The organism is Streptomyces sp. NPDC021224, assembly GCF_044332905.1.
Taxonomy (GTDB): domain Bacteria; phylum Actinomycetota; class Actinomycetes; order Streptomycetales; family Streptomycetaceae; genus Actinacidiphila.
Map to the genome: position 1 here is coordinate 34,993 of NZ_JBIRPW010000019.1, position 22,105 is coordinate 57,097.

The 22,105-nt window shown below is 73.9% G+C and carries 19 protein-coding genes; 5 read left to right on the forward strand and 14 right to left on the reverse strand.

From position 1 onward, the window contains the following. Positions 1-35: 35 nt before the first annotated feature. The 9 genes from aceE to ACH4PY_RS32005 all read right to left on the reverse strand — a co-directional run bounded on the left by aceE (position 36) and on the right by ACH4PY_RS32005 (position 13,515). Positions 36-2,735: a pyruvate dehydrogenase (acetyl-transferring), homodimeric type gene (gene aceE / locus ACH4PY_RS31965; RefSeq protein WP_398191011.1), complete on the reverse strand. Its 2,700-nt coding sequence runs from the start codon at positions 2,733-2,735 to the stop codon at positions 36-38. Between the two features lie 244 nt (positions 2,736-2,979). Then, positions 2,980-3,618: a GntR family transcriptional regulator gene (locus tag ACH4PY_RS31970; RefSeq protein ID WP_398191014.1), complete on the reverse strand. Its 639-nt coding sequence runs from the start codon at positions 3,616-3,618 to the stop codon at positions 2,980-2,982. A 149-nt stretch (positions 3,619-3,767) separates the two neighbouring features. Further along, positions 3,768-5,552 carry a 2-oxoglutarate dehydrogenase, E2 component, dihydrolipoamide succinyltransferase gene (gene sucB, locus ACH4PY_RS31975; RefSeq protein ID WP_398191017.1) on the reverse strand — a complete coding sequence of 595 codons (1,785 nt, stop codon included), beginning with the start codon at positions 5,550-5,552 and terminating at the stop codon, positions 3,768-3,770. Between the two features lie 52 nt (positions 5,553-5,604). Then, positions 5,605-6,993: a dihydrolipoyl dehydrogenase gene (gene lpdA / locus ACH4PY_RS31980; protein ID WP_398191019.1), complete on the reverse strand. Its 1,389-nt coding sequence runs from the start codon at positions 6,991-6,993 to the stop codon at positions 5,605-5,607. A gap of 288 nt (positions 6,994-7,281) precedes the next feature. Next, complete coding sequence (locus ACH4PY_RS31985) at positions 7,282-8,790, reverse strand: leucyl aminopeptidase (protein ID WP_398191022.1); 1,509 nt, start codon at positions 8,788-8,790, stop codon at positions 7,282-7,284. A gap of 384 nt (positions 8,791-9,174) precedes the next feature. Beyond that, on the reverse strand, positions 9,175-9,966 hold the full coding sequence (locus ACH4PY_RS31990; protein ID WP_398191025.1) for an adenosylcobinamide-GDP ribazoletransferase: 792 nt from the start codon (positions 9,964-9,966) through the stop codon (positions 9,175-9,177). Then, entirely contained in the window at positions 9,963-10,658 is a 696-nt protein-coding gene (locus ACH4PY_RS31995; RefSeq protein ID WP_398191028.1) for a hypothetical protein, read from the reverse strand. Before ACH4PY_RS31995 ends, ACH4PY_RS31990 begins: the two co-directional genes overlap by 4 nt. A 59-nt stretch (positions 10,659-10,717) precedes the next feature. Next, complete coding sequence (gene cobT, locus ACH4PY_RS32000; protein WP_398191030.1) at positions 10,718-11,821, reverse strand: nicotinate-nucleotide--dimethylbenzimidazole phosphoribosyltransferase; 1,104 nt, start codon at positions 11,819-11,821, stop codon at positions 10,718-10,720. 488 nt (positions 11,822-12,309) lie between these two features. Next, the gene (locus ACH4PY_RS32005; RefSeq protein WP_398191032.1) at positions 12,310-13,515 is read right to left on the reverse strand and encodes a bifunctional adenosylcobinamide kinase/adenosylcobinamide-phosphate guanylyltransferase; all 1,206 of its coding nucleotides are present in this window, start codon (positions 13,513-13,515) and stop codon (positions 12,310-12,312) included. Between the two features lie 130 nt (positions 13,516-13,645). Between ACH4PY_RS32005 and ACH4PY_RS32010 the strand changes: the two genes are divergently transcribed. Beyond that, positions 13,646-13,852: a hypothetical protein gene (locus ACH4PY_RS32010; protein WP_031520807.1), complete on the forward strand. Its 207-nt coding sequence runs from the start codon at positions 13,646-13,648 to the stop codon at positions 13,850-13,852. 41 nt (positions 13,853-13,893) lie between these two features. On the opposite strand, the gene ACH4PY_RS32015 is transcribed toward ACH4PY_RS32010, so the two are convergent. From ACH4PY_RS32015 to ACH4PY_RS32025, 3 genes are all read right to left on the reverse strand, one after another. Next, entirely contained in the window at positions 13,894-14,985 is a 1,092-nt protein-coding gene (locus ACH4PY_RS32015; RefSeq protein WP_398191037.1) for a S1C family serine protease, read from the reverse strand. A 174-nt stretch (positions 14,986-15,159) separates the two neighbouring features. Next, positions 15,160-15,936 carry a class I SAM-dependent methyltransferase gene (locus tag ACH4PY_RS32020; protein ID WP_398191300.1) on the reverse strand — a complete coding sequence of 259 codons (777 nt, stop codon included), beginning with the start codon at positions 15,934-15,936 and terminating at the stop codon, positions 15,160-15,162. Between the two features lie 62 nt (positions 15,937-15,998). Further along, positions 15,999-16,583 carry a DUF3043 domain-containing protein gene (locus tag ACH4PY_RS32025; protein ID WP_398191040.1) on the reverse strand — a complete coding sequence of 195 codons (585 nt, stop codon included), beginning with the start codon at positions 16,581-16,583 and terminating at the stop codon, positions 15,999-16,001. A 196-nt stretch (positions 16,584-16,779) separates the two neighbouring features. On the opposite strand from ACH4PY_RS32025, the gene ACH4PY_RS32030 reads away from it, so the two are divergent. The 3 genes from ACH4PY_RS32030 to ACH4PY_RS32040 all read left to right on the forward strand — a co-directional run bounded on the left by ACH4PY_RS32030 (position 16,780) and on the right by ACH4PY_RS32040 (position 19,045). Continuing rightward, on the forward strand, positions 16,780-17,571 hold the full coding sequence (locus ACH4PY_RS32030; protein WP_398191043.1) for a PspA/IM30 family protein: 792 nt from the start codon (positions 16,780-16,782) through the stop codon (positions 17,569-17,571). Positions 17,572-17,778: 207 nt separating this feature from the next. Beyond that, complete coding sequence (locus ACH4PY_RS32035; RefSeq protein WP_398191045.1) at positions 17,779-18,057, forward strand: hypothetical protein; 279 nt, start codon at positions 17,779-17,781, stop codon at positions 18,055-18,057. A 13-nt stretch (positions 18,058-18,070) separates the two neighbouring features. Next, positions 18,071-19,045 (forward strand): sensor histidine kinase, encoded by a 975-nt coding sequence (locus ACH4PY_RS32040; RefSeq protein ID WP_398191048.1) that lies wholly within the window; start codon positions 18,071-18,073, stop codon positions 19,043-19,045. Positions 19,046-19,289: 244 nt separating this feature from the next. Here ACH4PY_RS32040 and ACH4PY_RS32045 read toward each other — a convergent pair whose 3' ends face one another. Together ACH4PY_RS32045 and nadA are read right to left on the reverse strand one after the other, a co-directional pair. Further along, positions 19,290-20,162, reverse strand: coding sequence for a GNAT family N-acetyltransferase (locus ACH4PY_RS32045; protein ID WP_398191051.1), 873 nt, complete (start codon positions 20,160-20,162; stop codon positions 19,290-19,292). Positions 20,163-20,200: 38 nt separating this feature from the next. Further along, on the reverse strand, positions 20,201-21,373 hold the full coding sequence (gene nadA, locus ACH4PY_RS32050) for a quinolinate synthase NadA (protein ID WP_398191053.1): 1,173 nt from the start codon (positions 21,371-21,373) through the stop codon (positions 20,201-20,203). Positions 21,374-21,619: 246 nt separating this feature from the next. On the opposite strand from nadA, the gene ACH4PY_RS32055 reads away from it, so the two are divergent. Further along, entirely contained in the window at positions 21,620-21,973 is a 354-nt protein-coding gene (locus ACH4PY_RS32055) for an iron-sulfur cluster assembly accessory protein (RefSeq protein ID WP_031520826.1), read from the forward strand. Positions 21,974-22,105 lie beyond the last annotated feature (132 nt).

The following is a 22,105-nucleotide window of genomic DNA, read 5'->3' on the forward strand; positions in this document are numbered from 1 at the left end:
ACGGGGCCACGCGCCCCGTACCCGCGCCACGGGGCTCAGAGGCCGTAGCGCTGCGCCGCTTCCTTGACCTTCGACGGCTCGATGTCGCCGCGGCGGGCGAGTGCCGCGAGGGCCTGGACGGTCAGGGACTGCGGGTCGACGCCGAAGTGGCGGCGGGCGGCGTCGCGGGTGTCGGACAGGCCGAAGCCGTCCGTGCCGACCGACGTCCAGTCCTGCTCGACCCACGGGGCGATCTGGTCGGGCACCGCCCGCATCCAGTCGCTGACCGCGACGACCGGGCCCGGCGCGCCCTCCAGCGCCCGCGTCACGTACGGGGTGCGCTCCTCGCCGCGCAGCCGCGCCGCGTCGCACTCCATGGCCTCGCGCCGCAGCTCGGTCCAGGACGGCGCGGACCACACGTCGGCAGCCACGCCCCAGTCCTCGGCGAGCAGCCGCTGCGCGTCGAGCGCCCAGTGGATCGCGGTGCCGGAGGCGAGCAGCTGGAGCCGCGGGGCGCCGGTCGCGGCGCCGGCGGCCTCCTGGTAGCGGTAGAGGCCCTTGAGGATGCCCTCCTCGGCGCCCGCGGGCATCGCGGGCTGCACCTTCGGCTCGTTGTAGACCGTCAGGTAGTAGAAGACGTCCTCGGCGTCGGGCCCGTACATGCGCCGCAGGCCCTCGCGGACGATCACCCCGACCTCGTACGCGAACGCGGGGTCGTAGGAGAGCGCCGCCGGGTTGGTGGAGGCGAGCAGGTGGGAGTGGCCGTCGGCGTGCTGGAGGCCCTCGCCGGTCATCGTGGTGCGGCCGGCGGTCGCGCCGATCACGAAGCCGCGGCCCAGCTGGTCGGCGAGCGCCCAGAACTGGTCGGCGGTGCGCTGGAACCCGAACATCGAGTAGAAGATGTAGAACGGGATCATCGGCTCGCCGTGCGTGGCGTACGACGTGGCCGCCGCGGTGAAGTCGGCGAGCGAACCGGCCTCGGTGATCCCCTCGTTGAGGATCTGGCCGTCCTTCGCCTCCTTGTAGTACAGCAGCTGGTCGCGGTCGACCGGGTCGTACGTCTGGCCCTTGGGCGAGTACAGGCCCGCGGACGGGAAGAGCGACTCCATGCCGAAGGTGCGCGCCTCGTCGGGGACGACCGGCACCCAGCGGCGGCCGGTCTCCTTCTCCCGCATCAGGTCCTTGACCAGCCGGACGAAAGCCATCGTGGTGGCGATCTCCTGCGTGCCCGAGCCCTGCTCCAGCGCCTTGTACGCCTTGTTGTCCGCGGCCGGCAGCGGCAGCGGCCGCGCGGTGACCCGGCGGGCCGGGGCCGGACCGCCGAGCGCGGCGCGCCGCTCGCGCAGGTAGCGCATCTCGGCGGAGTCCTCGCCCGGGTGCCAGTACGGGACGGTGTCCCCGGCCAGCGCGCTGTCCGGGATCGGCAGCTCCAGCAGGTCGCGCATGGTGCGGAACTGCGTGAGCGTGAGCTTCTTCATCTGGTGGTTGGCGTTGCGCGACTCGAAGCCCGCGCCGAGGGTGTGGCCCTTGACGGTCTGGGCCAGGATCACCGTCGGGGCGCCCTTGTGCTCGACGGCCGCGCGGTAGGCCGCGTAGACCTTGCGCGGCTCGTGCCCGGCGCGCGAGGTCTGGAACAGTTCCAGCAGCTTGGCGTCGGCGAGCGTGCCGCCGAGCGCGCGCAGCGCCGGGTCGGCGCCGAAGAAGTGCTCGCGGATGTAGGCCGCGTCGCGCGTGGCGTACGTCTGGAACTGCGCGTCCGGCACCTCGCGCAGCCGCCGCAGCAGCGCGCCCTCGGTGTCCTGCGCGATGACCGCGTCCCACGCCGAGCCCCACAGGGCCTTCACGACGTTCCAGCCGGCGGCGCGGAACTGCGCCTCCAGCTCCTGCACGATCTTGAAGTTGGGGCGGACCGGGCCGTCGAGGCGCTGCAGGTTGCAGTTGACGACGAAGGTCAGGTTGTCCAGGCCCTCGCGCCCGGCGAGCGCCAGGGCGGCGGTCGACTCGGGCTCGTCCATCTCGCCGTCGCCGAGGAAGGCCCACACGCGCGAGTCGGAGGTGTCCTTGATGCCGCGGTGCTCCAGGTAGCGGTTGAAGCGCGCCTGGTAGATCGCGGACAGCGGGCCGAGGCCCATCGAGACGGTGGGGAACTCCCACAGCCACGGCAGCCGCCGCGGGTGCGGGTACGAGGGCAGGCCGTCGCCGCCGGCCTCCTGCCGGAAGCGGTCGAGCTGCGCCTCGGAGAGCCGGCCGTCGAGGAAGGCGCGGGCGTAGATGCCGGGGGAGGCGTGGCCCTGGATGTAGAGCTGGTCGCCGGAGCCCCCGCCCTCCTTCCCGCGGAAGAAGTGCTGGAAGCCCGTCTCGTACAGCCAGGCCGCCGACGCGAAGGTGGCGATGTGGCCGCCGAGGCCGAGCTTGCTGCCGCGGGTGACCATGGCTGCGGCGTTCCACCTGTTCCAGGCGGTGATCCGGGCCTCCAGCGCCTCGTCGCCCGGGTAGGCGGGCTCGGCGGCGGTGGGGATGGTGTTGACGTACTCCGTCTCCAGGAGGGCGGGCAGCGCCGGGCCGCCGCCGGGGCCGGAGGTGTCGCCGGCCGAGGCGTGGTCGAGGACGCGCCGCATCAGGTACGCGGCCCGGTGCGGGCCGGCGGCCTGGGTGACCGCGTCGTACGACGCGAGCCATTCCGCGGTCTCTTCCGGGTCCCGATCGGGGATCTGATCGAGCTGACCTGGCCGGGTACGGCCTACGGCGTCAGGCATGGGGTGCCGCCTTCCGGACGGAGGGAGGTGATGAGGAGCGAAGGGGATTCGTCGGCAGACAGGGCTCGCCCTCTGGCATCGACGATACCTCCGCGATCGATGATCGATCAATGCTGGTCAGGGGGTGAATCCAAAGTCGGCACGGGGTGCCAGCCTTCAAGGCACGCCGTGCCGTCACGGCTCCGCCTTCGAATCGTGCCGGACCCTCCGCGGACCTCGGACGATTATGCGGCCGACGGCATGCCTATACCTGCGGAGCGCAGCTCATCACATGCGATTTGATGAGCGCGCAGATCTCCGGGTCGCGCCGCGTGAACGCGTCCACGATCTCCTGGTGCTCGGCGGCGTACGCCCGCGGCGCGGGGCTCAGCCAGCGGATCGACAGCGTCGTCCACACCTCGATGCCCAGCGCCTCCCACGCGTGCAGCAGCACCTTGTTGTGGGTCGCCCGGACGATCTCGTGGTGGAAGGCCACCGTGTGCCGGGCCTGCGCCTCGCCGTCCAGCTCGGCGTCCGCCACCCGCAGCGCCTCGACCTCCCGCTCCAGCGCCGACGGGTCCGCCGCCAGCCGCGGGGCCGCCAGCTCGGCCGCCACCTGCTCCAGGCCCGCCCGCACCGGATAGCTCTCCCGCAGCTCGGCCGCCGTCAGCCGGCGCACCCGCACGCCCTTGTTCGGCGCCGACTCGATGAGCCGCAGCGTCTCCAGCTCGCGCAGCGCCTCGCGCACCGGCGTCTGGCTGACCTGCAGCTCGGTCGCGATCCGGCGCTCCACGATGCGCTCGCCCGGCTTCCAGCGGCCGCTGACGATCCCCTCCAGGATGTGCTCGCGGATCTGGTCGCGGAGGCTGTGCACGACCAGGTGGGGGACTGCGGCATGGGTCATGGGGCGCGCTCCTTCACGGGTGGCGTGCCTTAGACGATACGACGCGGAAGCAACCCTGCCTCTCACCGGACCGCATGTCAGACGGCTGCGCCCCCGCCCCGGAAACCGGGACGGGGGCGCAGCCGTGTGCTGTCGGCCGTGCGGGGCCCTTACAGGCCCAGCTCGACCTCGAACTCGCCGGCCTCCAGGATCTCCTTGACCGCCGTCAGGTAGCGGGCCGCGTCGGCACCGTCCACCAGCCGGTGGTCGTAGGACAGCGACAGGTACGTCATGTCGCGGACGCCGATCGTCGTGCCGTCCACCGTCTCCAGGACCACCGGGCGCTTGACGGTGGCGCCGATGCCGAGGATCGCGGCCTGGTTCGGCGGCACGATCACGGTGTCGAAGAGCGCACCGCGCGAACCGGTGTTGCTGATCGTGAAGGTCGCGCCCGCCAGGTCGTCCGGGGTGATCTTGCTGGCCCGGACGTTGGCCGCGAGCTCCGCGGTCTTCTTGGCGATCCCCGCGATGTTGAGGTCGCCCGCACCCTTGATGACCGGGGTCATCAGGCCTTTCTCGGAGTCCACGGCGATGCCGATGTTCTCGCTGTCGAAGTAGGTGATCGTGCCCTCGTCCTCGTTGATCCGGGCGTTGATCACCGGGTGCGCCTTGAGCGCCTGCGCGGCGGCCTTGACGTAGAACGGCATCGGCGAGAGCTTGACGCCCTCGCGCTGCGCGAACGCCTCCTTGGCCTGTCCGCGCAGCCGCATCAGCCGCGTGACGTCCACCTCGACGACACTGGTCAGCTGCGCCTGCGAGTGCAGGGCCTTCATCATGTTGTCGCCGATGACCTTGCGCATCCGGGTCATCTTGACCGTCTGACCGCGCAGCGGGGAGACCGCCGGGGCGGCCTTCGGCGCGGCGGCGGGCGCGGCCGGGGCGGCAGCGGCGCTCGCGGCGGCCTTGGCGGCCTCCGCGGCGGCGATGACGTCCTGCTTGCGGATCCGGCCGCCGACGCCCGTGCCGCGCACCGAGCCCAGGCTCACACCGTTCTCGGCGGCGAGCTTGCGCACCAGCGGGGTCACGTACGCGCCCTCGTCCACCGGGGAGGTGGCCGCGGGAGCGGCGGGAGCGGCCTGCGGCTGGACGGGAGCCGGCGCGGGGGCCGGAGCCGGAGCCGCGGGGGCCGGAGCGGGCGCGGCGGCAGCCGGGGCCGGCGCGGGGGCCGGGGCGGCGGGAGCCGGAGCCGGGGCGGCCGGGGCGGGCGCGGGAGCAGCCGGGGCCGGTGCGGGCGCGGCAGGCGCGGGGGCGGCGGCGGGCGCGGCGCCGGCAGCGCCGACCACCGCGAGCCGGGCGCCGACCTCGGCCGTCTCGTCCTCCTGGACCAGGATCTCCAGCACCGTGCCGGACACCGGCGACGGGATCTCGGTGTCGACCTTGTCCGTCGACACCTCCAGCAGCGGCTCGTCGGCCTCGACCGACTCGCCGACGGCCTTCAGCCAGCGGGTCACGGTGCCCTCGGTGACGGACTCGCCGAGCGCGGGCAGCACCACGTCGGTGCCGGACGCGCCGGACGCGCCCTCGGTGGCCTGCGCCGTCGGTGCCGGAGCCGGGGCGGCGGCCTCGGTGGACGGCGCGGCCTGGGCGGGCTGCTCGGGCTGCGCGGGGGCCGGGGCGGGCTCGGCGGCCGGGGCGGGGGCGGCCGCGGGCGCGCCGCTGCCGTCGTCGATCACTGCCAGCTCGGCGCCGACCTCGACCGTCTCGTCCTCGGCGACCTTGATGGACGCCAGGACGCCGGACACGGGCGACGGGATCTCGGTGTCGACCTTGTCCGTCGACACCTCCAGCAGCGGCTCGTCGGCCTCGACGCGCTCACCTTCGGCCTTGAGCCAGCGGGTGACGGTGCCCTCGGTCACGCTCTCGCCGAGCGCCGGCAGGGTTACGGAAACCGCCATGGTTGCGGTTACTCCTCTGCAATCTGTGCGGATGGGTGGCGTGTTGTGAGGGTCAGTCGTGCGAGTGCAGCGGCTTGCCCGCGAGCGCCAGGTGGGCCTCGCCCATGGCCTCGTTCTGCGTCGGGTGCGCGTGGATGAGCTGCGCGACCTCGGCCGGCAGCGCCTCCCAGTTGTAGATCAGCTGGGCCTCGCCGACCTGCTCGCCCATCCGGTCGCCCACCATGTGGACGCCCACGACGGCACCGTCGCGGACCTGGACGAGCTTGATCTCGCCCGAGGTCTTGAGGATCTTGCTCTTGCCGTTGCCCGCCAGGTTGTACTTCAGCGACACGACCTTGTCCGCGCCGTAGATCTCCTTGGCCTTCGCCTCGGTGATGCCGACGGAGGCGACCTCGGGGTGGCAGTACGTCACGCGCGGCACACCGTCGTAGTCGATCGGCACGGCCTTCAGGCCCGCCAGCCGCTCGGCCACCAGGATGCCCTCGGCGAAGCCGACGTGCGCGAGCTGGAGCGTGGGCACCAGGTCGCCGACCGCCGAGATCGTCGGGACGTTCGTCCGCATGTACTCGTCGACCAGGACGTAGCCGCGGTCCATCGCGACGCCCTGCTCCTCGTAGCCCAGGTTCTGCGAGACCGGGCCGCGGCCGATGGCCACCAGCAGGATCTCGGCCTCGAAGGTCTTGCCGTCGGCCAGCGTCACCTTCACACCGTCCGCGGTGTACTCGGCGCTCTGGAAGAAGGTGCCCAGGTTGAACTTGATGCCGCGCTTGCGGAAGGCCCGCTCCAGCAGCTTCGAGCTGTTCTCGTCCTCGACCGGGACCAGGTGCGGCAGGCCCTCGACGATCGTCACGTCGGTGCCGAAGGACTTCCACGCCGAGGCGAACTCGACGCCGATCACACCGCCGCCCAGCACGATCGCCGACTTCGGCACGCGGTCCAGGGTCAGCGCGTGGTCGGACGAGATGATCCGGTTGCCGTCGATCGTCAGCCCCGGCAGCGAACGCGGTACGGAACCGGTCGCCAGCACCACGTGCCGGCCCTGGATCCGCTGCCCGTTCACATCCACCGAGGTCGGCGACGACAGCCGGCCCTCGCCCTCGATGTAGGTCACCTTGCGCGAGGCGACCAGGCCCTGCAGGCCCTTGTACAGGCCCGAGATCACGTCGTCCTTGTACTTGTGGACGGCCGCGATGTCGATGCCCTCGAAGGTGGCCTTCACACCGAACTGCTCGCTCTCGCGAGCCTGGTCCGCGATCTCACCGGCGTGCAGCAGCGCCTTGGTGGGAATGCAGCCGTTGTGCAGACAGGTGCCCCCGAGCTTGTTCTTCTCGATCAGGGCGACGTCCAGTCCCAGCTGCGCGGCACGCAGAGCGGCCGCGTAGCCGCCACTGCCGCCGCCGAGGATCACTAGGTCGTAAACAGTGCTGGCGTCGTTCGCCACGTCACGTCCTCCATGCATGGGTTCGCCGGAGCCGGTCCACCATGACCGGACGGCGGCTTTGGTTCGGCCGCTTTGTCTCAAAGGGGGGCCCTGTCGTGCCGAGACAACATCTTCGCACTTCTCGCGCCCTCGCGGGGCACCGGCCCTGCCCGACGGAACACGCGGTACGGCCCCCGACATGCCGTCGGGGGCCGTACGCGTGACACATCTCACCCGCTGCCCGCTTTTGTCAGAACCCGCCCCCGCGGCGCCCTGCGCGGGCTGTACGGGGGAGGTGACGGGCCGCGCTCAGAGCAGCTCGCCCTCCGCGGTCCGCCGGGCCAGCGCGACCAGGGTCCGTACCGCCGAACCGGTGCCGCCCTTCGGGGTGTAACCGGACGGTCCGCTCTCGTTGAAGGCCGGGCCCGCGATGTCCAGGTGCGCCCAGGTGATGCCCTCGCCGACGAACTCGCGCAGGAACAGCCCCGCGACCAGGCCGCCGCCCATCCGGACGCCCATGTTGGCGATGTCCGCGGTGGGGGAGTCGAAGGTCTTGCGCAGCGCCTGCGGCAGCGGCATCGGCCACGAGTCCTCGCCCTCGGCGAGCGCGACACCGTGCACGGCGGTACGGAAGTCGTCGTCGTTGGCCATGATCCCGAACCGGCCGTCGCCCAGCGCCAGCACCATCGCGCCGGTCAGCGTCGCCACGTCCACGATCGCGTCCGGCGACTCCTCCGAGGCCCGCACCAGCGCGTCCGCCAGCACCAGACGGCCCTCGGCGTCGGTGTTCAGCACCTCGACCGTCTTGCCGCCGTACATCCGCAGCACGTCACCGGGACGCGTCGCGCCGCCGCCCGGCATGTTCTCGGCCAGCGCCAGCCAGCCGGTCACATTGACCTCCAGGCCGAGCTTCGCGCTCGCCAGGACCGCGGCGAAGACCGCGGCCGCGCCGCTCATGTCGCACTTCATCGTCTCGTTGTGGCCCGGCGGCTTCAGCGAGATGCCGCCCGAGTCGTACGTGATGCCCTTGCCGACGAAGGCCAGCGACCGGTTCGCCTTCGGGTGCGTGTACGCCACCCGCACCAGCCGCGGCGGCGTCGCCGAACCCTGGCCGACGCCCATGATGCCGCCGTAACCGCCCTTGAGCAGCGCCTTCTCGTCCAGCACCTCGACCTTCAGGCCGAACTCCTTGGCCGCGGCCTGCACCTCGGCGGCGAACGCCTTCGGGGTCAGGTCGTTCGGCGGGGTGTTCACCAGGTCACGCGCCCGGTTCACCTCCGCCGCCACCGCGACCGCGCGCTCCACCGCCGCCTTGAACGCCTTGTCCCGCGGCTTCGCCCCCACCACGGCGACCTCGCCCAGCGGGGCCTTGCCGGCGTCCGCCTGGTAGGCGGTGAACTTGTACGCGCCCAGCAGCGCGCCGATCCCCACCGCCTCCACCTGCGCCGGCTCGTCCGCCGGCAGCGCGTACGCGGCCTTCTTCGCACCGGCCAGCGCACGGGCCGCCGTACCGGCGGCCTTGCGCAGCGCCTCGGGGTCGAAGCCCTCGCCTGCGGCGGGCGGCTCGCCCAGCCCCACCGCGACCACGACCGGAGCCTTCACGCCGTCCGGCGCGGGGAGCTTGGTCAGCTCACCCTCCGCGCCGCTCGCGCCGAGCGTCTCCAGGGTCGCGCCGAGCTTGCCGCCGAAGGCGGCGTCCACCGACTCCGCGCCCGGCGCGAGCACGGGGCCGCCCTTGGCGGCCTTGCTCACCCCCACGACGACGGCGTCCGCACGCAACGCTGCGGCGGCGGAGGTACTGAGTGTCAGAGCTGTCACGGTCGGTAGGGTCCTATTCGGTCGAGGTCCGCATCGATGGCCGGTGGGTGGCCCGGCCGGGCCGTCTCCGCATCGTATTCCGCCGCACCATCGGGGCATTTAGCGGGCGACCTGCCGAGCGTACGCCGCTCCGCGGCGGGTGACGGTTCCGCTCCGTGGTGCGGTGACCGTTTTTCCGCCGCCCGGCGCCGAGTGAGCTTGCGCTGCCGGGCGGGGCAACCGCCAGGGGCGCGGGCAACTGCGCGGCCCGCCCCCACCGGCCGGTGGTCCGGATCGGACCGAAGAGACCCTTCGGGTCGGTATCCGACCCGCGCCCCGGTGGTGGGTTGCTCGCGCAGTTCCCCGCGCCCCTGAAAACGGGTGCCCCGCGGCGCAGGCGGGGGCTCAGCGGAGGGCGAGGGGGAGGAGGGTCACCGTCAGCGCGGATTCGGCGAGGGCGCCGAAGACATCACCGGTCACGCCGCCGAAGCGGCGCACGCAGCGCCGCAGGAGCGCCTCCGCCGCGGTGAGGGCGAGGACGACCGCGAGGGCGGCCCGCAGCGGGGTGAGACCCCCGAAGGGAGCGTACGCGGCGGCGGCGAGGGCCGCGCAGGCCGCGGGTACGGCGAGGGCCGCGGGTACGGGCACCGTCCCGGCGACCGCCGCGCCGAGGCCCTCCGGGCGAGCCGGCGGGACGCCGGCCCGGCAGGCGAGGGTGAGCGCCACCCGCGCGGTGACCGCCGCGGTCACCGCGGCCCCGCACCCGTACCGCCACCCGTGCCCGTAGCACTGCGCGACCGCCGCGACCTGCGCGAGCAGCACGAGGACGAGCACGACGACGCCGAACGGCCCCACGTCGGACTGCTTCATGATGCGCAGGGCGTCCTCCGCGGGCTTGCCGGAGCCGAGCCCGTCCGCGGTGTCGGCGAGCCCGTCGAGGTGCAGCCCCCGGGTGAGGACGGCGGGCGCGGCCACCGTGCCCACCGCCGCGAGCAGCGGCCCCGCGCCGAGCGCCCACAGCAGGCCGCCGCAGCCGGCGGCGGCGAGCCCCACGACGGCGCCCGCGAGCGGCGCGGCCAGCATGCCGCCGCGGGCCGCGCCCCGGTCCCACCGGCGGACCCGCACGGGCAGCACGGTGAGGGTGCCGAAGGCGAACCGCAGGGCGTCCGAGGTGCTGGGCCGGGAGTCGTCGTTCACCGCGCGAGGCTATCCGCCCCGCCTCCCCGTCCTGCCGCGCGGGCCGCGGTGAGCACCAGGACGAGGCCGATACCGGCCAGGTGCTCGTAGCCGGCGAGGTTCGGAATCGACACGACCTCCAGCACCATCGCGGCGACGATCGCGCCCGCCGTCCACCACGCGCGGTGGCGCAGCGCGACGTACACCCCGAGCGCGACGACCGCGGCGGACGGCCCGGTGTCGCGTACCAGCAGGTCCGCGTGCGGCAGGGCGAGCGGCCAGCGCGGGGACGCCCACAGGCTGTAGCGGGCGAAGCCGGTGCCGGCGAGGGTGGCCAGCAGCGCGACGGTGAGCGTACGGCCGGGGCCGACCGTCGCCTCCGCGACGCCGAAGACCACGACGACCTGGAGGACCAGGCCCCACACCGGCAGTTGGGGGTCCGGCAGGAAGAGCGACACGGGCGTGCGCAGCAGGGCCTGCCACCACGGCAGGCTCGCGTAGACCCCGCCGGCGCGCTCCACCCAGCCCGCCGTGGCCTGCCGGTGCTGGAGGATCTGGAGGACGAGGATGCCCGCGCACGCGGTGAGCGTGACCGGGACCCCGCGCAGGCCGCCCGCGCGGAGCCGTTCCCACACGTCGGGGAAGAGCTGCCGCGCCTCCGCGACGGGCCCGCGGTGCCGTGTGTCCGCCGGCTGCGCGCTGCCCGTTCCCATGGCTGGGAAGCATAAGGCGTAATGTCCTATTTATTGCATTACGCCGTGGTGCGGCGCGCCTACGCGGTCGCGTCCTCCTCCAGCGGCTCCGGCTCGGGGTCCCCGGCGGCCTCCGGAGCCTCCTCCCGGGGGAGTTCGGCGGAGAGCGCCGCCGCGGACCGCACCAGGGGGAGGGCGAGGAGGGAGCCGACGCCACCGCCCAGGTGGAGGCCGTGGTCGAACAGCGGGTCGAGCGAGACCCGGTCCAGCGCCTTCGCCTGCCCCGGCTCGCCCGTCGTGTGCGCGGCCAGCCACCAGTCGGGCGCCCGGAAGGCGACCCGCTGGCCCACCAGCGCGCAGGCCGCGCTGACGACACCGTCCAGCACCACCGGCATCCGGCGCACCGCCGCCTGCAGCAGGAAGCCCGTCATCGCCGCGTAGTCGGCGCCGCCTACCGCCGCGAGCAGCGCGATCTGGTCACCCAGCACGGGGCGCGCCCGGCGCAGCGCGTCACGGATCGCGGCGCACTTGCGCATCCACCCGAGGTCGTCGATACCGGAGCCGCGGCCGGTCACCACGGAGGCGTCCGTGCCGCACAGCGCGGCGATCAGCACACCGGCCGCCGTCGTACCGCCCACGCTCAGATCGCCGAGCAGGACGAGATCCGTACCGGCGTCGGCATGCCGGTCGGCCAGGGCCATGCCGTGCCGGAAGGCCTCCTCGGCCTCCTCACGCGTGAGGGCGTCCTCGACGTCGATACGGCCCGAGCCGCGCCGCACCCGATGCGCCGTCACCTCAGCGGGCAGCTCCGCCGGATCGCAGTCCAGCGCCATGTCGACGACCTCGACGGGCACGTCGCCCATCTGACGGGCGATCACGCTCACCGGGGCCGTGCCGTCGAGCACGGCCCGGACCAGCTCGGTCGCGGTCCCCGCGGGCCGCGTCGACACGTCCAGGGCGGCGACACCGTGGTCCGCGGCGAAGAGCACCACGCGCGGCGAGGTGATCGGCCGCGCGGGGACCACGCCCTGCACGGCGGCCAGCCAGTCCGCGATCTCCGCGGCCTTCCCCAGCCCCGTCGCGGGCCGCACGAGCGAGGTCCAGCGCTCCTGGGAGTCGCGCCGGGTCCGGGCGTCGGGTCGCTCCACGAGGGAGCCGAAGTCGTCGAGTTCAATCCCACTCACCCGCCGAACGTTACCGCCCCCGTCCGGCGGGACGACCTTCCCCCTGCGCGGGGGCGCTGCGGCTGCCCTGCCGGGCACGCGTTTTCGGGGGCGCGGGGAACGGCGCGGCCAGCCACGACGGTGGCGCGGGTAGCGATCCGGCCCGGAGGGGCAGTTGCTGTCGTTTCCGGACCACCGGCCGGTGGTGGGATGCTCGCGCTCGCCCTGCCAGGCGAGAGCTGGGCTCCTGCGGAGGGCGGTACCCACCAGGGGCGCGGGGAACTGCGCGTTCGGCCCCCACCGGGGTGCGGGTAGTGATCCGGCCCGAGGGGGCAGTTGCTGTCGTTTCCGGATCACCGGCCGGTGGTGGGTTGCTCGCGCAGTTCCCCGCGCCCCTGAAAACGCCTGCCCGGCAACGCAGCCGTGCCCCAAAACGCGCGTCCCCCGCGGGGCAGGGCGCGGCCCTGAAAACGCGTGCTCCGCGGCGGGGGGTGACCCCCGGCAGGGGGTCAGCGGAGGGGGAAGGGGAGTCCGGAGACCGTCAGGAGGACATGTTCGGACTCCGAGGCGATCGCCGCGTTCAGGATGCCGAGCTCGTCGCGGAAGCGGCGGCCCGACGCCGTCGCGGGGACGACCCCCGCGCCCACCTCGTTGGTGACGGCCACGGCGGTCCGCCGGGTCGCCCGCCACGCCGTGACCAGCTCGTCCACCCGCGCCCGGACCCGGCGCGCAGCGCCCCCGCGCCAGGTCGCGTCGTCCCACGCCCCCTCCTCGTCGAGGACGTGCGTGAGCCACAGGGCGAGGCAGTCGACGAGGAGGGGCGGGCCGGCGGCGTCCGCGAGGAGGGGGACGAGGTCGCGGGTCTCCAGCGTGCGCCAGCCCGCCGGGCGGCGTTCGCGGTGGCGGGCGACGCGGTCGGCCCATTCCGCGTCGCCCTCGCGGGTGCCGCCCGTGGCGACGTACACGACCTCGGGGAAGGCGGCGAGCCGCCGCTCCGCCTCGGCGGACTTGCCGGAGCGGGCGCCACCGGTCACCAGAGTGCGGCGCGGTACGTCCGGCACCTCGTGGTAGTCCCCGGCGGTGAGCGTCGTCCCGTCGGGTACGGCCCGCGCCCCGTACGCGGCGAGCCGGCGGCCGAGTTCGGGCTGCGGGGGCGCGTCGTGGCCGATGTGGAGGGCGACGACGTCGGTCGTGCCGGTGACCGCCCCGGCCGCCCGCAGCCGGGCGAGCGCGTCCGGCCGCCCGACCGCGTCGAGCAGCACCAGGTCGTACGGCGGCTCGCCCGAGCCCTCCGTGAGGCCCGCGGGTGCGCAGCCGGGCGGCAGGTACAGCAGGCGCAGGCCCGACGGGGACTCGACGCCGTAGCCGGTGCCGGGCGCGTCCATGGCCAGCGCCCGCACCTTGTGGCCTGTGATGAGGGTGAGCCGCTGCCCGTCGGGCACCCGGGCGGGCGCGGGCAGGCCCGCGGGGATCTCCACGGCGGGCCCGTCGTGCGGGTGCGAGAGCAGCACGAGCCGCAGCCCCGCGAGGCTGTGCCCGGCCCGCGCGGCGGCCAGCGCCACCCCGGGGGTGAGGTCGAGCAGCACCACGTCGTCGACGAGTACGGCGCTGGGCGCGCGTCCCCCGTCGCCCGTCGCGAGGGCGCACGCCGCGCAGGGGCAGTCGGGGACGGGCAGGCCCGCGGGCCCCGCGGTGCCGAGCAGAGTCGCTTCCACGGACACGATCGTCTCGCGTCCGGCCGCCCCGGGCGCGCGGGGTCCGCCATGTGGCGACCGTCCCCACCCGCGCGTCCTGCGGCTACGCTGCCAGGGCAGGCCCCGTCAGCAGACGTACGAGGAGACCTACATGGCGTGGACGTGGCGGTTCGAGACGGCCGACGGCACCGCGGTGGAGCCCGCGGTGCAGCCCGAGGAGTTCACCACACAGGGGGACGCCGAGTCATGGCTCGGCCTGTACTGGAAGGAACTGCTGGAGGGCGGCGCGGAGCAGGTCGTCCTCAGCGACGGCGACACGAAGATCTACGGCCCGATGAGCCTGCACGCCGAGGTCTGAGCGCCTGAGCGCCTGAGCGCGTGGCCGCCCGGGCCCGCCCGCTAGTCGAGCGAGGACAGCGTCACCTCCGCGGTCTTCGTCGAACCGTCCCGGTCGTAGGTGACCTTCACCTTCTGGCCCGGCTTCAGTTCGGCGAGGGCCGCGGTCAGCGACTGGACGGTCGTGACCGTCGTCCCGCCCAGCTTCGTGATGACGTCCCCGGACTCCAGCCCCGCCTTCGCGGCCGCGCCGCCCTTGGTGACGGCCACCACCGCGACCCCGGCGGGCTGCTGGTCCGGGCCCACCACCCCGCGGACCGTCACGCCGAGCGCCGCCCGGCCGGAGTTTGTCACCTTGCCGTTCTTGATGATCTGGTCGGCGATCCGCTTGACCGCCGACGCCGGGATCGCGAAGCCGATACCGGGCGCCGCCCCGCTGCCCAGCTGCGGGTCGGTCGCCGCGAGCGTCGGGATACCGATGACCTGGTTGTCCAGGTTGACCAGCGCGCCGCCGCTGTTGCCCGGGTTGATCGCCGCGGACGTCTGCACCATGTCCGGGATCGTCGCGCCCGTCCCGCCGCCCGACGCGCTCTCGCTCACGGTGCGGTCGGTCGCCGACACGATGCCCTGCGTGACGCTGCTGGACAGGCCCAGCGGATTGCCCATCGCCAGCACGATCTGGCCCACCGCGACCTTCGACGAATCCCCGAACCGCGCGGGCTTCAGCCCGTCCGGCGGCGAGTCCAGCCGGATGACGGCGAGATCGTTCGCCGGGAAGGACGACACGAGCTTCGCGGCGAGCGGGCTGCCGCCCGTGGCGAGCGACACCTGGAAGGTGGTGGCGTTGCCGATGACGTGGGCGTTCGTGACGATGTCGCCCTTGTCGTCGTAGACCACCCCGGAGCCCAGCTCCTGGTCGGTGGTGATCTGCACGACCGAGGGCAGCACCTCCTTGACGGTGCTCTCGTAGGCCGACTGCAGCTCGCCGCCGCCCCCGGAGGCCGCGACCGCCGCGGCACCCGCGGCGGGGGCCGCGCTCGTCGGGTCCTCGGCGCCGCCGCTCCCTGAGCCCCCCGAGCAGGACGTCGCCGTGCCGACGAGGACCGCTGCGCAGGCTGCGCCGGCCAGGACGCGGGGGCTCCGGAGTGCGCTCATACCCCGAGCCTCGCCCGTCCCGCGCCCCCGCACCCGCCCGCGACGTCCATCCGGGTCCCGCGCCCCTCAAAACGCTCACCCTGCGTGCCGGACGCGGAGAACTGCGCGCGCAACCACCCACCGGAGTAAGGTCGCGCGGCCCACCGCAAGGGGCAGCGGTCCCGAGGGGCCGGGCTACGCCCGGATGCCGCAGACGTGCAGGAGCGCGGCGACCGCGCGATAGGGGTCGGTCCGCCCGGCGGTCTCCTCCGCGTCGAGGAGGGCGGCCAGAGCACCCGGCGCCGAGGGCGCCATCGCGTGGTCGGGCGCGGCGTCGGTGAAGACCCGCACGCCGTACCACGTGTGCAGCGGCACGTTGATGCCGGTGAGCGTCGCGGTGAGCGGACCGAGCCGGTCCGCCCTGGTCGCGAGCCCGAGCCGGTTGACGTACCCCTCGGAGGTGAACGCGTGCAGCGCGGAGGGGAAGTCGCCGAGCAGTCCGGGCCGCATGGCGAGCGCGTCCCCGTTGCGGACGAGCAGCGACAGCAGCCCGCCGGGTGCGAGGACCCGCGCGAGCGCGGCGAGCAGCGGCTCGGGATCGGCCACGTACATGAGCACGCCGTGGCACAGGACGACGTCGAAGCAGGCGGGCCCGAAGTGCCGGCCGGTCTCGCGGCCGTCGCCCTGGAGGACGACGACGCGCGCCTGCACCTCCGCGGGCTCGGCCATGACCGCCGAGCGCAGCACGCCGATCATCGCCGGGTCGGGTTCGAGGCCGGTGACGAGGTGCCCGGCGCGGGCGAGGCGTATCGCCTGGGTGCCCTGCCCAGGGCCGACGTCGAGCACGCGCAGCCGGCGGCGCGCGGCGTGCGCACCGCCGGGGGGCGGGTAGTGCAGCGCGAGCTGCTCGTCCAGCTGCCGGGAGACCAGCTCCTGGCGGACGGTGTTCCGCAGTCCGCCGAGGTTGCCCAGCCAGGTGTCGGCGCCGCCGTGGAAGCCGCTGGGGCCGGGGGGCCCGGCGTCCAGTCCGGCGTTCAGAGCTTGGCGCCGCGCGCGACCTGCGGCTTCGGCAGCCGCATCCGGCGCATCTGGAGCGTGCGCATCAGGCCGTAGCTGACCGCGCGCTTGGTGTTCTGGTCGGGGAAGCGCTCGGCGAGCCGGCGGCGCAGCGAGATCGCGGTGATCACCGAGTCGATCACGATGAGCACGATGACCAGCAGCCACAGGATGAGCGAGATGTTCTGGAGCGCGGGCAGCAGGCTGCCGATGAGGATGAGGATCGCCATCGGGAGGAAGAACTCGGCGACGCGGTAGCGCGAGTCGACGAAGTCGCGGGTGAACTTGCGCACGGGCCCCTGGTGAGCGGCCGGGAGATTGCGCTCGTCGCCGTTGGCCAACGCTTCGCGGCGCTTCGCGAGGTCCTCGCGGCGCGCCTCGCGCGCGGCCTTGACCTGCGACTTGCGGTCGGTCGGCATGTTGAGCGCCTTGCGGCGGCCGCTCTGGGCCTCGCTGCGCTTGGGCGTGGGGCGACCCTTGGGAGCCTGCGGGTCGCGGGTCTGGTCCTCAAGCACGGTGGCTACTGCTTGGGCCTGCTCATCTGGGGTACGACGTCGGAACACATCTCCAAGGTTACGTGGTTCCGCCGCGCTACCCCAGCCCCTCACCTACTCCTCGGGGCGGGGGACACCGAACCGTGATCGTCCTTGGGGAGGAGCGCATCCGGTCCCGAACAGTGCGGTAATGGAACCAGGGCCCGTAGGCTGGGGTCTGTAGAGGTGCTGGAGCAGTTGCCGGAGAAGGGGGCGCGCGAGGCCCATGAGCGGTGTCATGAAGCGGATGGGACTGATCTTCCGCGCGAAGGCCAACAAGGCCCTGGACAGGGCCGAGGACCCGCGCGAGACGCTTGACTACTCGTACCAGAAGCAGCTGGAGCTGCTGCAGAAGGTGCGCCGGGGCGTGGCGGACGTCGCCACCTCCCGCAAGCGGCTGGAACTGCAGCTCACCGAACTGCAGAAGAAGTCGGCGACCTACGAGGACCAGGGCCGCAAGGCGCTGGCGCTGGGCCGTGAGGACCTGGCGCGCGAGGCCCTGTCGCGCCGCGCCGCCCTCCAGCAGCAGGTCACCGACCTGGAGACGCAGCACACCCAGCTCCAGGGCGAGGAGGAGAAGCTCACGCTCGCCTCCCAGCGCCTCCAGGCCAAGGTGGACGCCTTCCGTACGAAGAAGGAGACCATCAAGGCCACCTACACCGCCGCCCAGGCGCAGACCCAGATCGGCGAGGCCTTCTCGGGCATCTCCGAGGAGATGGGCGACGTCGGCATGGCGATCCAGCGTGCCGAGGACAAGACGGAGCAGCTGCGGGCCCGGGCCGGCGCCCTGGACGAGCTGATCGCCTCCGGCGCCCTCGACGACCCGTCGGGCCTGGCCAAGGACGACATCCAGGCCGAGCTGGACCGGCTGTCCGGCGGCAGCGACGTCGAGCTGGAGCTCCAGCGCATGAAGGCGGAGCTGGCCGGCGGCACGAGCACCCCGGCGATCGAGGGCGGTCAGCAGGGGCGGGACGCCCAGGGCCGGCCGCAGGACACCCCGAGGTTCGACAAGCAGTGACGACGGGCGGTGGACCGCGCACCGGGTACGCCCGGCGGCGGACACCGCACCGGCGTGGCCGGCCCGTCCCGCGCCCGTACGCCCCAGGCTCCGGTATCTCTCGACCCGCCCGGTCCCCGTACGCCCGGAGGGGCGCGCCGCCGTTCCCGCACTTCCGCAGCCGTACCGCCCTTTAGCCGCAATGGAGCCGCAACGGAGGAGGCCGTCATGATCGCGCGGATCATGGGGGAGGGCCAGGTGAGGTTGGCGGACGCCGACGTCACCGAGCTCAACAAGCTGGACGACGAGCTGCTCGCCGCCGTCGAGGCCGGCGACGAGGAGGGCTTCCGCCGCACCCTGGGCGCCCTGCTCGACGCGGTCCGCCGCCTCGGCGAACCACTGCCCGACGACGCGCTGGAACCCTCCCAGCTGATCCTCCCCGCCCCCGACGCCACACTCGACCAGGTCCGGGACATGCTGCACAACGACGGGCTGATCCCTGGCTAGGACCTCCCGGCGGGTGGGGCCGTCCGCGCGGCTCTCGCGCCGGGCGCTGTGGACGGGGCTGCTGCTGTGCTGCGCCCTGTCCGTCCTGCTCGCCCTGCTCGGGGTCGTCGACGGCTGGATCATGGCCCTCGTGGCCTGGGGCGGCACCGCCGTCGCGTTCGGCGACGCCCTGCGCAGCCGCCGCGCCTACGCCGCCTCCGCCGCCGAGCGGGAACGCCGCGAGGCGCTCGCCCGCGACGAGGAGGCCCGCCGCCGGGTCGCCGAGGAGCGGCTGCGCATAGCCCGCGAGCTGCACGACGTGGTGGCCCACCAGATCGCGCTGGCCAACGTGCAGGCCTCCGTCGCCGCGCACGTCATGGACCGCCGCCCCGACCAGGCCCGGCAGGCCCTCACCCACGCCCGCGAGGCCAGCCGCTCCGCCCTCGACGAGCTGCGCGCCACCGTCGGGCTGCTGCGGCTGCGCGGCGAGCCCGACGTCCCCATGGAGCCCGCCCCCGGCCTGGGCCTGCTCGACCAGCTGCTCGACGGCTTCCGCAGGGAGGGCCTCCAGGTCACGGTGGAGTGCCTGTCGTCGCAGGCCGGTGGGCCCGCGCCGGAGCAGCGCCCGCCGCTGCCGGTCAGCGTGGACCTCACCGCCTACCGGGTGATCCAGGAGTCCCTGACCAACGTCCGCAAGCACGCGGGGCCCGGCGCCGGGGCGGTGGTCCGGATCCGGCGCGAGTCCGGTGCGCTGGAGGTCGTCGTGGACGACGACGGCACCTCCGCCGTGCCGGCGGCCTCGGGGGTGCCGGCCCAGAAGCGCGCCGCGGCGACCGCCGCCGGGGGGGCCGCCGGGGGCGGGCACGGGTTGCTGGGGATGTACGAGCGGGCCAACGCGCTCGGCGGCGTCTGCCGGGCGGGCGCCCGCCCGGGCGGGGGGTTCCGCGTGTGGGTGCGGCTGCCCCTGGCGGGGCGGCCGTACGTCGGTGCCCCTGCGGAGGGGGCGTAGCCGTTTCCCCACGGGGTGGGGGTGCCTGTTTCGACGGGACCGTCCGCCGGTGGTGGGCTGGTCGCGCAGTTCCCCGCGCCCCCGGTCTGCTGGGCTCTTCCGTGCAGGGCACTCGTTTTTCAGGGGCGCGTGGGGGTACCTCCCAGGCGAAGCGCTGGGGGAGAACTGCGCGACCAGCCACGACGTGCGGAAGATCGCGCAAAGCGCCCCCGGGGGCAGCCCGAGGCGCACAAGGGGGGTCGGCTCACGCGAAGAGGCGGGACGGGATGAACGGGTTCGGCGGGCGCATGCCCCTGAGGCAGAGATACCCCGCGGTGGACACCGCGAGGCCGGCCGCGAGGCCGACGTCCACCGCCCACTCCTGCTCGGCCGTGAGTTCGGTGACGCGCACCGTCCGCCCCTCGGGCATCGTCAGCAGCGCAGCGGTCAGCAGCCGCGTGGCGAGGCGGCGCGAGGTCGCCGCGAGGGCGTGGACGCCGCGGTCGTCGGCGTAGCAGTACCCGCTGCCCGCGAGGTCGTCGACGACGAGCAGGCGGAAGTGGCGGAGGAGCTGCTCGTGGTCGGGGCCGCGGGCCCCACCGCGGGAGCGGCGGTCGACGGAGTCCATGAGGTCGCGGTGCCGCTCGGTGCCCTCGTGCACCGCGCCGTCCGGCGGCGGCAGCCGGGACGGGTCGACCACGCCGGTCAGCCGCATCGCGGGGTGCAGCGTGAAGCCCGCCCTGCGGTACGTACGGGCCGCGACGGGGTTGCGGGAGCAGCAGATGACGCCGCGCAGGCACGCCCGGCCGTGCACGAGGGCCCGTGCCATGAGCGCCTTGCCGACGCCCTTGCCCTGCGCGCCCGGTGTCACCACGAGCAGCGACAGCCCCCAGGTGCCTTCCCGGCGGGAGGAGAGCACCGCGCCGACCGGGCCCGCCGTCTCGTCCTCGGCGATCCAGCAGCCGCCGGGGTCGGTACGGGCCAGGTGCCGGGTGCGGTCGTGTTCGCGGGCGTCGGCCGGGCGGGGCGGGGCGGCGGGCCCGGCCGGGAGGGCGTGCGGGGCGGCGAAGGCCGCGGCGGTGATCTCCCGTACGAGCCCGGCGTCCGCGTCGTCGTCGCGTACCGGTCGAAGGATCACCGCCCCATCATCGCGCCCCGCCGCCGCGTACGGCAGGGTTACGGCAGCGCGAGCATCTGCTCCAGGGCGAGCTTGGCGTAGTGCTCGGTCTCGGCGTCGACCTGGATGCGGTTGACCGGCTTGCCGTCGGCCAGCGACTCCAGCGCCCACACCAGGTGGGGGAGGTCGATGCGGTTCATGGTCGAGCAGAAGCACACCGTCTTGTCGAGGAAGACGATCTGCTTGTCCGGGTGCGCCTTGGCGAGCCGCCGGACGAGGTTCAGCTCGGTGCCGATCGCCCACGCCGATCCGGCGGGGGCCGCGTCCAGCATGGTGATGATGTGCTCGGTGGAGCCCACGTGGTCGGCGGCCATGACGACCTCGTGCCGGCACTCGGGGTGCACCAGCACGTTGACACCGGGGATACGCGCGCGGACGTCCTCGACCGACTCCAGCGAGAAGCGGCCGTGCACCGAGCAGTGGCCGCGCCACAGGATCATCTTCGCGGCCCGCAACTGCTCGGCGGTCAGCCCGCCGCCCGGCTTGTGCGGGTTGTAGACGACGCAGTCGTCGAGCGAGAGGCCCATGTCGCGGACGGCGGTGTTGCGGCCCAGGTGCTGGTCGGGCAGGAAGAGCACCTTCTCGCCCTGCGCGAAGGCCCACTCCAGGGCCCGCCGGGCGTTGGACGACGTGCAGATGGTGCCGCCGTGCCGCCCGGTGAAGGCCTTGATGTCCGCCGAGGAGTTCATGTACGAGACGGGTACGGTCACGCCGTCCACCCCGGCGTCGGCCAGCACGTCCCAGCACTCGGCGACCTGCTCGGCGGTGGCCATGTCGGCCATCGAGCAGCCCGCGGCCAGGTCCGGCAGGATCACCTGCTGGCGGTCGGAGGTCAGGATGTCGGCGGACTCCGCCATGAAGTGGACGCCGCAGAAGACGATGTACTCCGCCTCGGGCCGCGCGGCCGCGTCCCGCGCGAGCTTGAACGAGTCGCCCGTGACGTCGGCGAACTCGATGACCTCGTCGCGCTGGTAGTGGTGCCCCAGGACGAAGACCTTCTCGCCGAGGCGGGCCTTCGCGACCCGGGCGCGCTCCACCAGATTCGGGTCGGACGGCGCCGGAAGGTCGCCCGGACACTCCACACCGCGCTCGCTGCGTGGGTCGGACTCGCGGCCGAGCAGCAGCAGCGCGAGTGGCGTGGGCTGTACGTCCAGAGTTTCGGTGGTGGTCACGGGCCGGACGCCCTTTCTTCGACAGCGCAGACCTTTTCGTCTACTTGACGCTATCTATCATAGCCCGTTCGCGTCACATTGACGATGCCCGGACGCGTCAATGTGACGCATTCGATTCGCGGCCACCTGTGCGAGCATGGGGGGACGAACACGCCGCGGCCCCCGCCGCGGGCGCCGGAATGAATCCGGAAGGGCGCCGGTTAGCAGTCGGTAAGCCAGTAGTCCGTACAACCCGGGAGTGAGCAGATGACGGTTCAGGACGAGACCACCACCACGGACGGCATCATCCTGTCCGAGGCCGCGGCCTCCAAGGTCAAGAGCCTGCTGGAGCAGGAGGGCCGGGAAGACCTCGCGCTGCGGGTCGCCGTCCAGCCCGGCGGCTGCTCCGGTCTGCGCTACCAGCTCTTCTTCGACGAGCGCTCGCTCGACGGCGACGTGGTCAAGGACTTCGGCGGCGTCAAGGTCGTCACCGACCGCATGAGCGCGCCGTACCTCGGCGGGGCGTCGATCGACTTCGTCGACACCATCGAGAAGCAGGGCTTCACGATCGACAACCCGAACGCGACGGGCTCCTGCGCCTGCGGCGACTCCTTCAGCTAGGCCTCAGCGCTCCGCGCCGGGTGACCACCAGGGGCGCGGGGGCCCCCCCCCCCCCCCCCCCCCCCCCCCGGGGGGGGGGGGGGGGGGGCGGCCCCCCCCCCAAGGGGGGGCGCCCCCGGGCGCCGGCGCACG

Bases quoted from the DNA above. Each gene is read 5' to 3' on its own strand.
- ACH4PY_RS32010 (WP_031520807.1), top strand. From the start codon at position 13,646: ATGGCGTGGACGTGGCGGTTCGAGACGGCCGACGGCACCGCGGTGGAG.
- ACH4PY_RS31995 (WP_398191028.1), bottom strand. From the start codon at position 10,658: ATGGGAACGGGCAGCGCGCAGCCGGCGGACACACGGCACCGCGGGCCC.
- ACH4PY_RS32035 (WP_398191045.1), top strand. From the start codon at position 17,779: ATGATCGCGCGGATCATGGGGGAGGGCCAGGTGAGGTTGGCGGACGCC.
- ACH4PY_RS32055 (WP_031520826.1), top strand. From the start codon at position 21,620: ATGACGGTTCAGGACGAGACCACCACCACGGACGGCATCATCCTGTCC.
- ACH4PY_RS32030 (WP_398191043.1), top strand. From the start codon at position 16,780: ATGAGCGGTGTCATGAAGCGGATGGGACTGATCTTCCGCGCGAAGGCC.
- ACH4PY_RS31970 (WP_398191014.1), bottom strand. From the start codon at position 3,618: ATGACCCATGCCGCAGTCCCCCACCTGGTCGTGCACAGCCTCCGCGAC.
- sucB (WP_398191017.1), bottom strand. From the start codon at position 5,552: ATGGCGGTTTCCGTAACCCTGCCGGCGCTCGGCGAGAGCGTGACCGAG.
- ACH4PY_RS32015 (WP_398191037.1), bottom strand. From the start codon at position 14,985: ATGAGCGCACTCCGGAGCCCCCGCGTCCTGGCCGGCGCAGCCTGCGCA.
- aceE (WP_398191011.1), bottom strand. From the start codon at position 2,735: ATGCCTGACGCCGTAGGCCGTACCCGGCCAGGTCAGCTCGATCAGATC.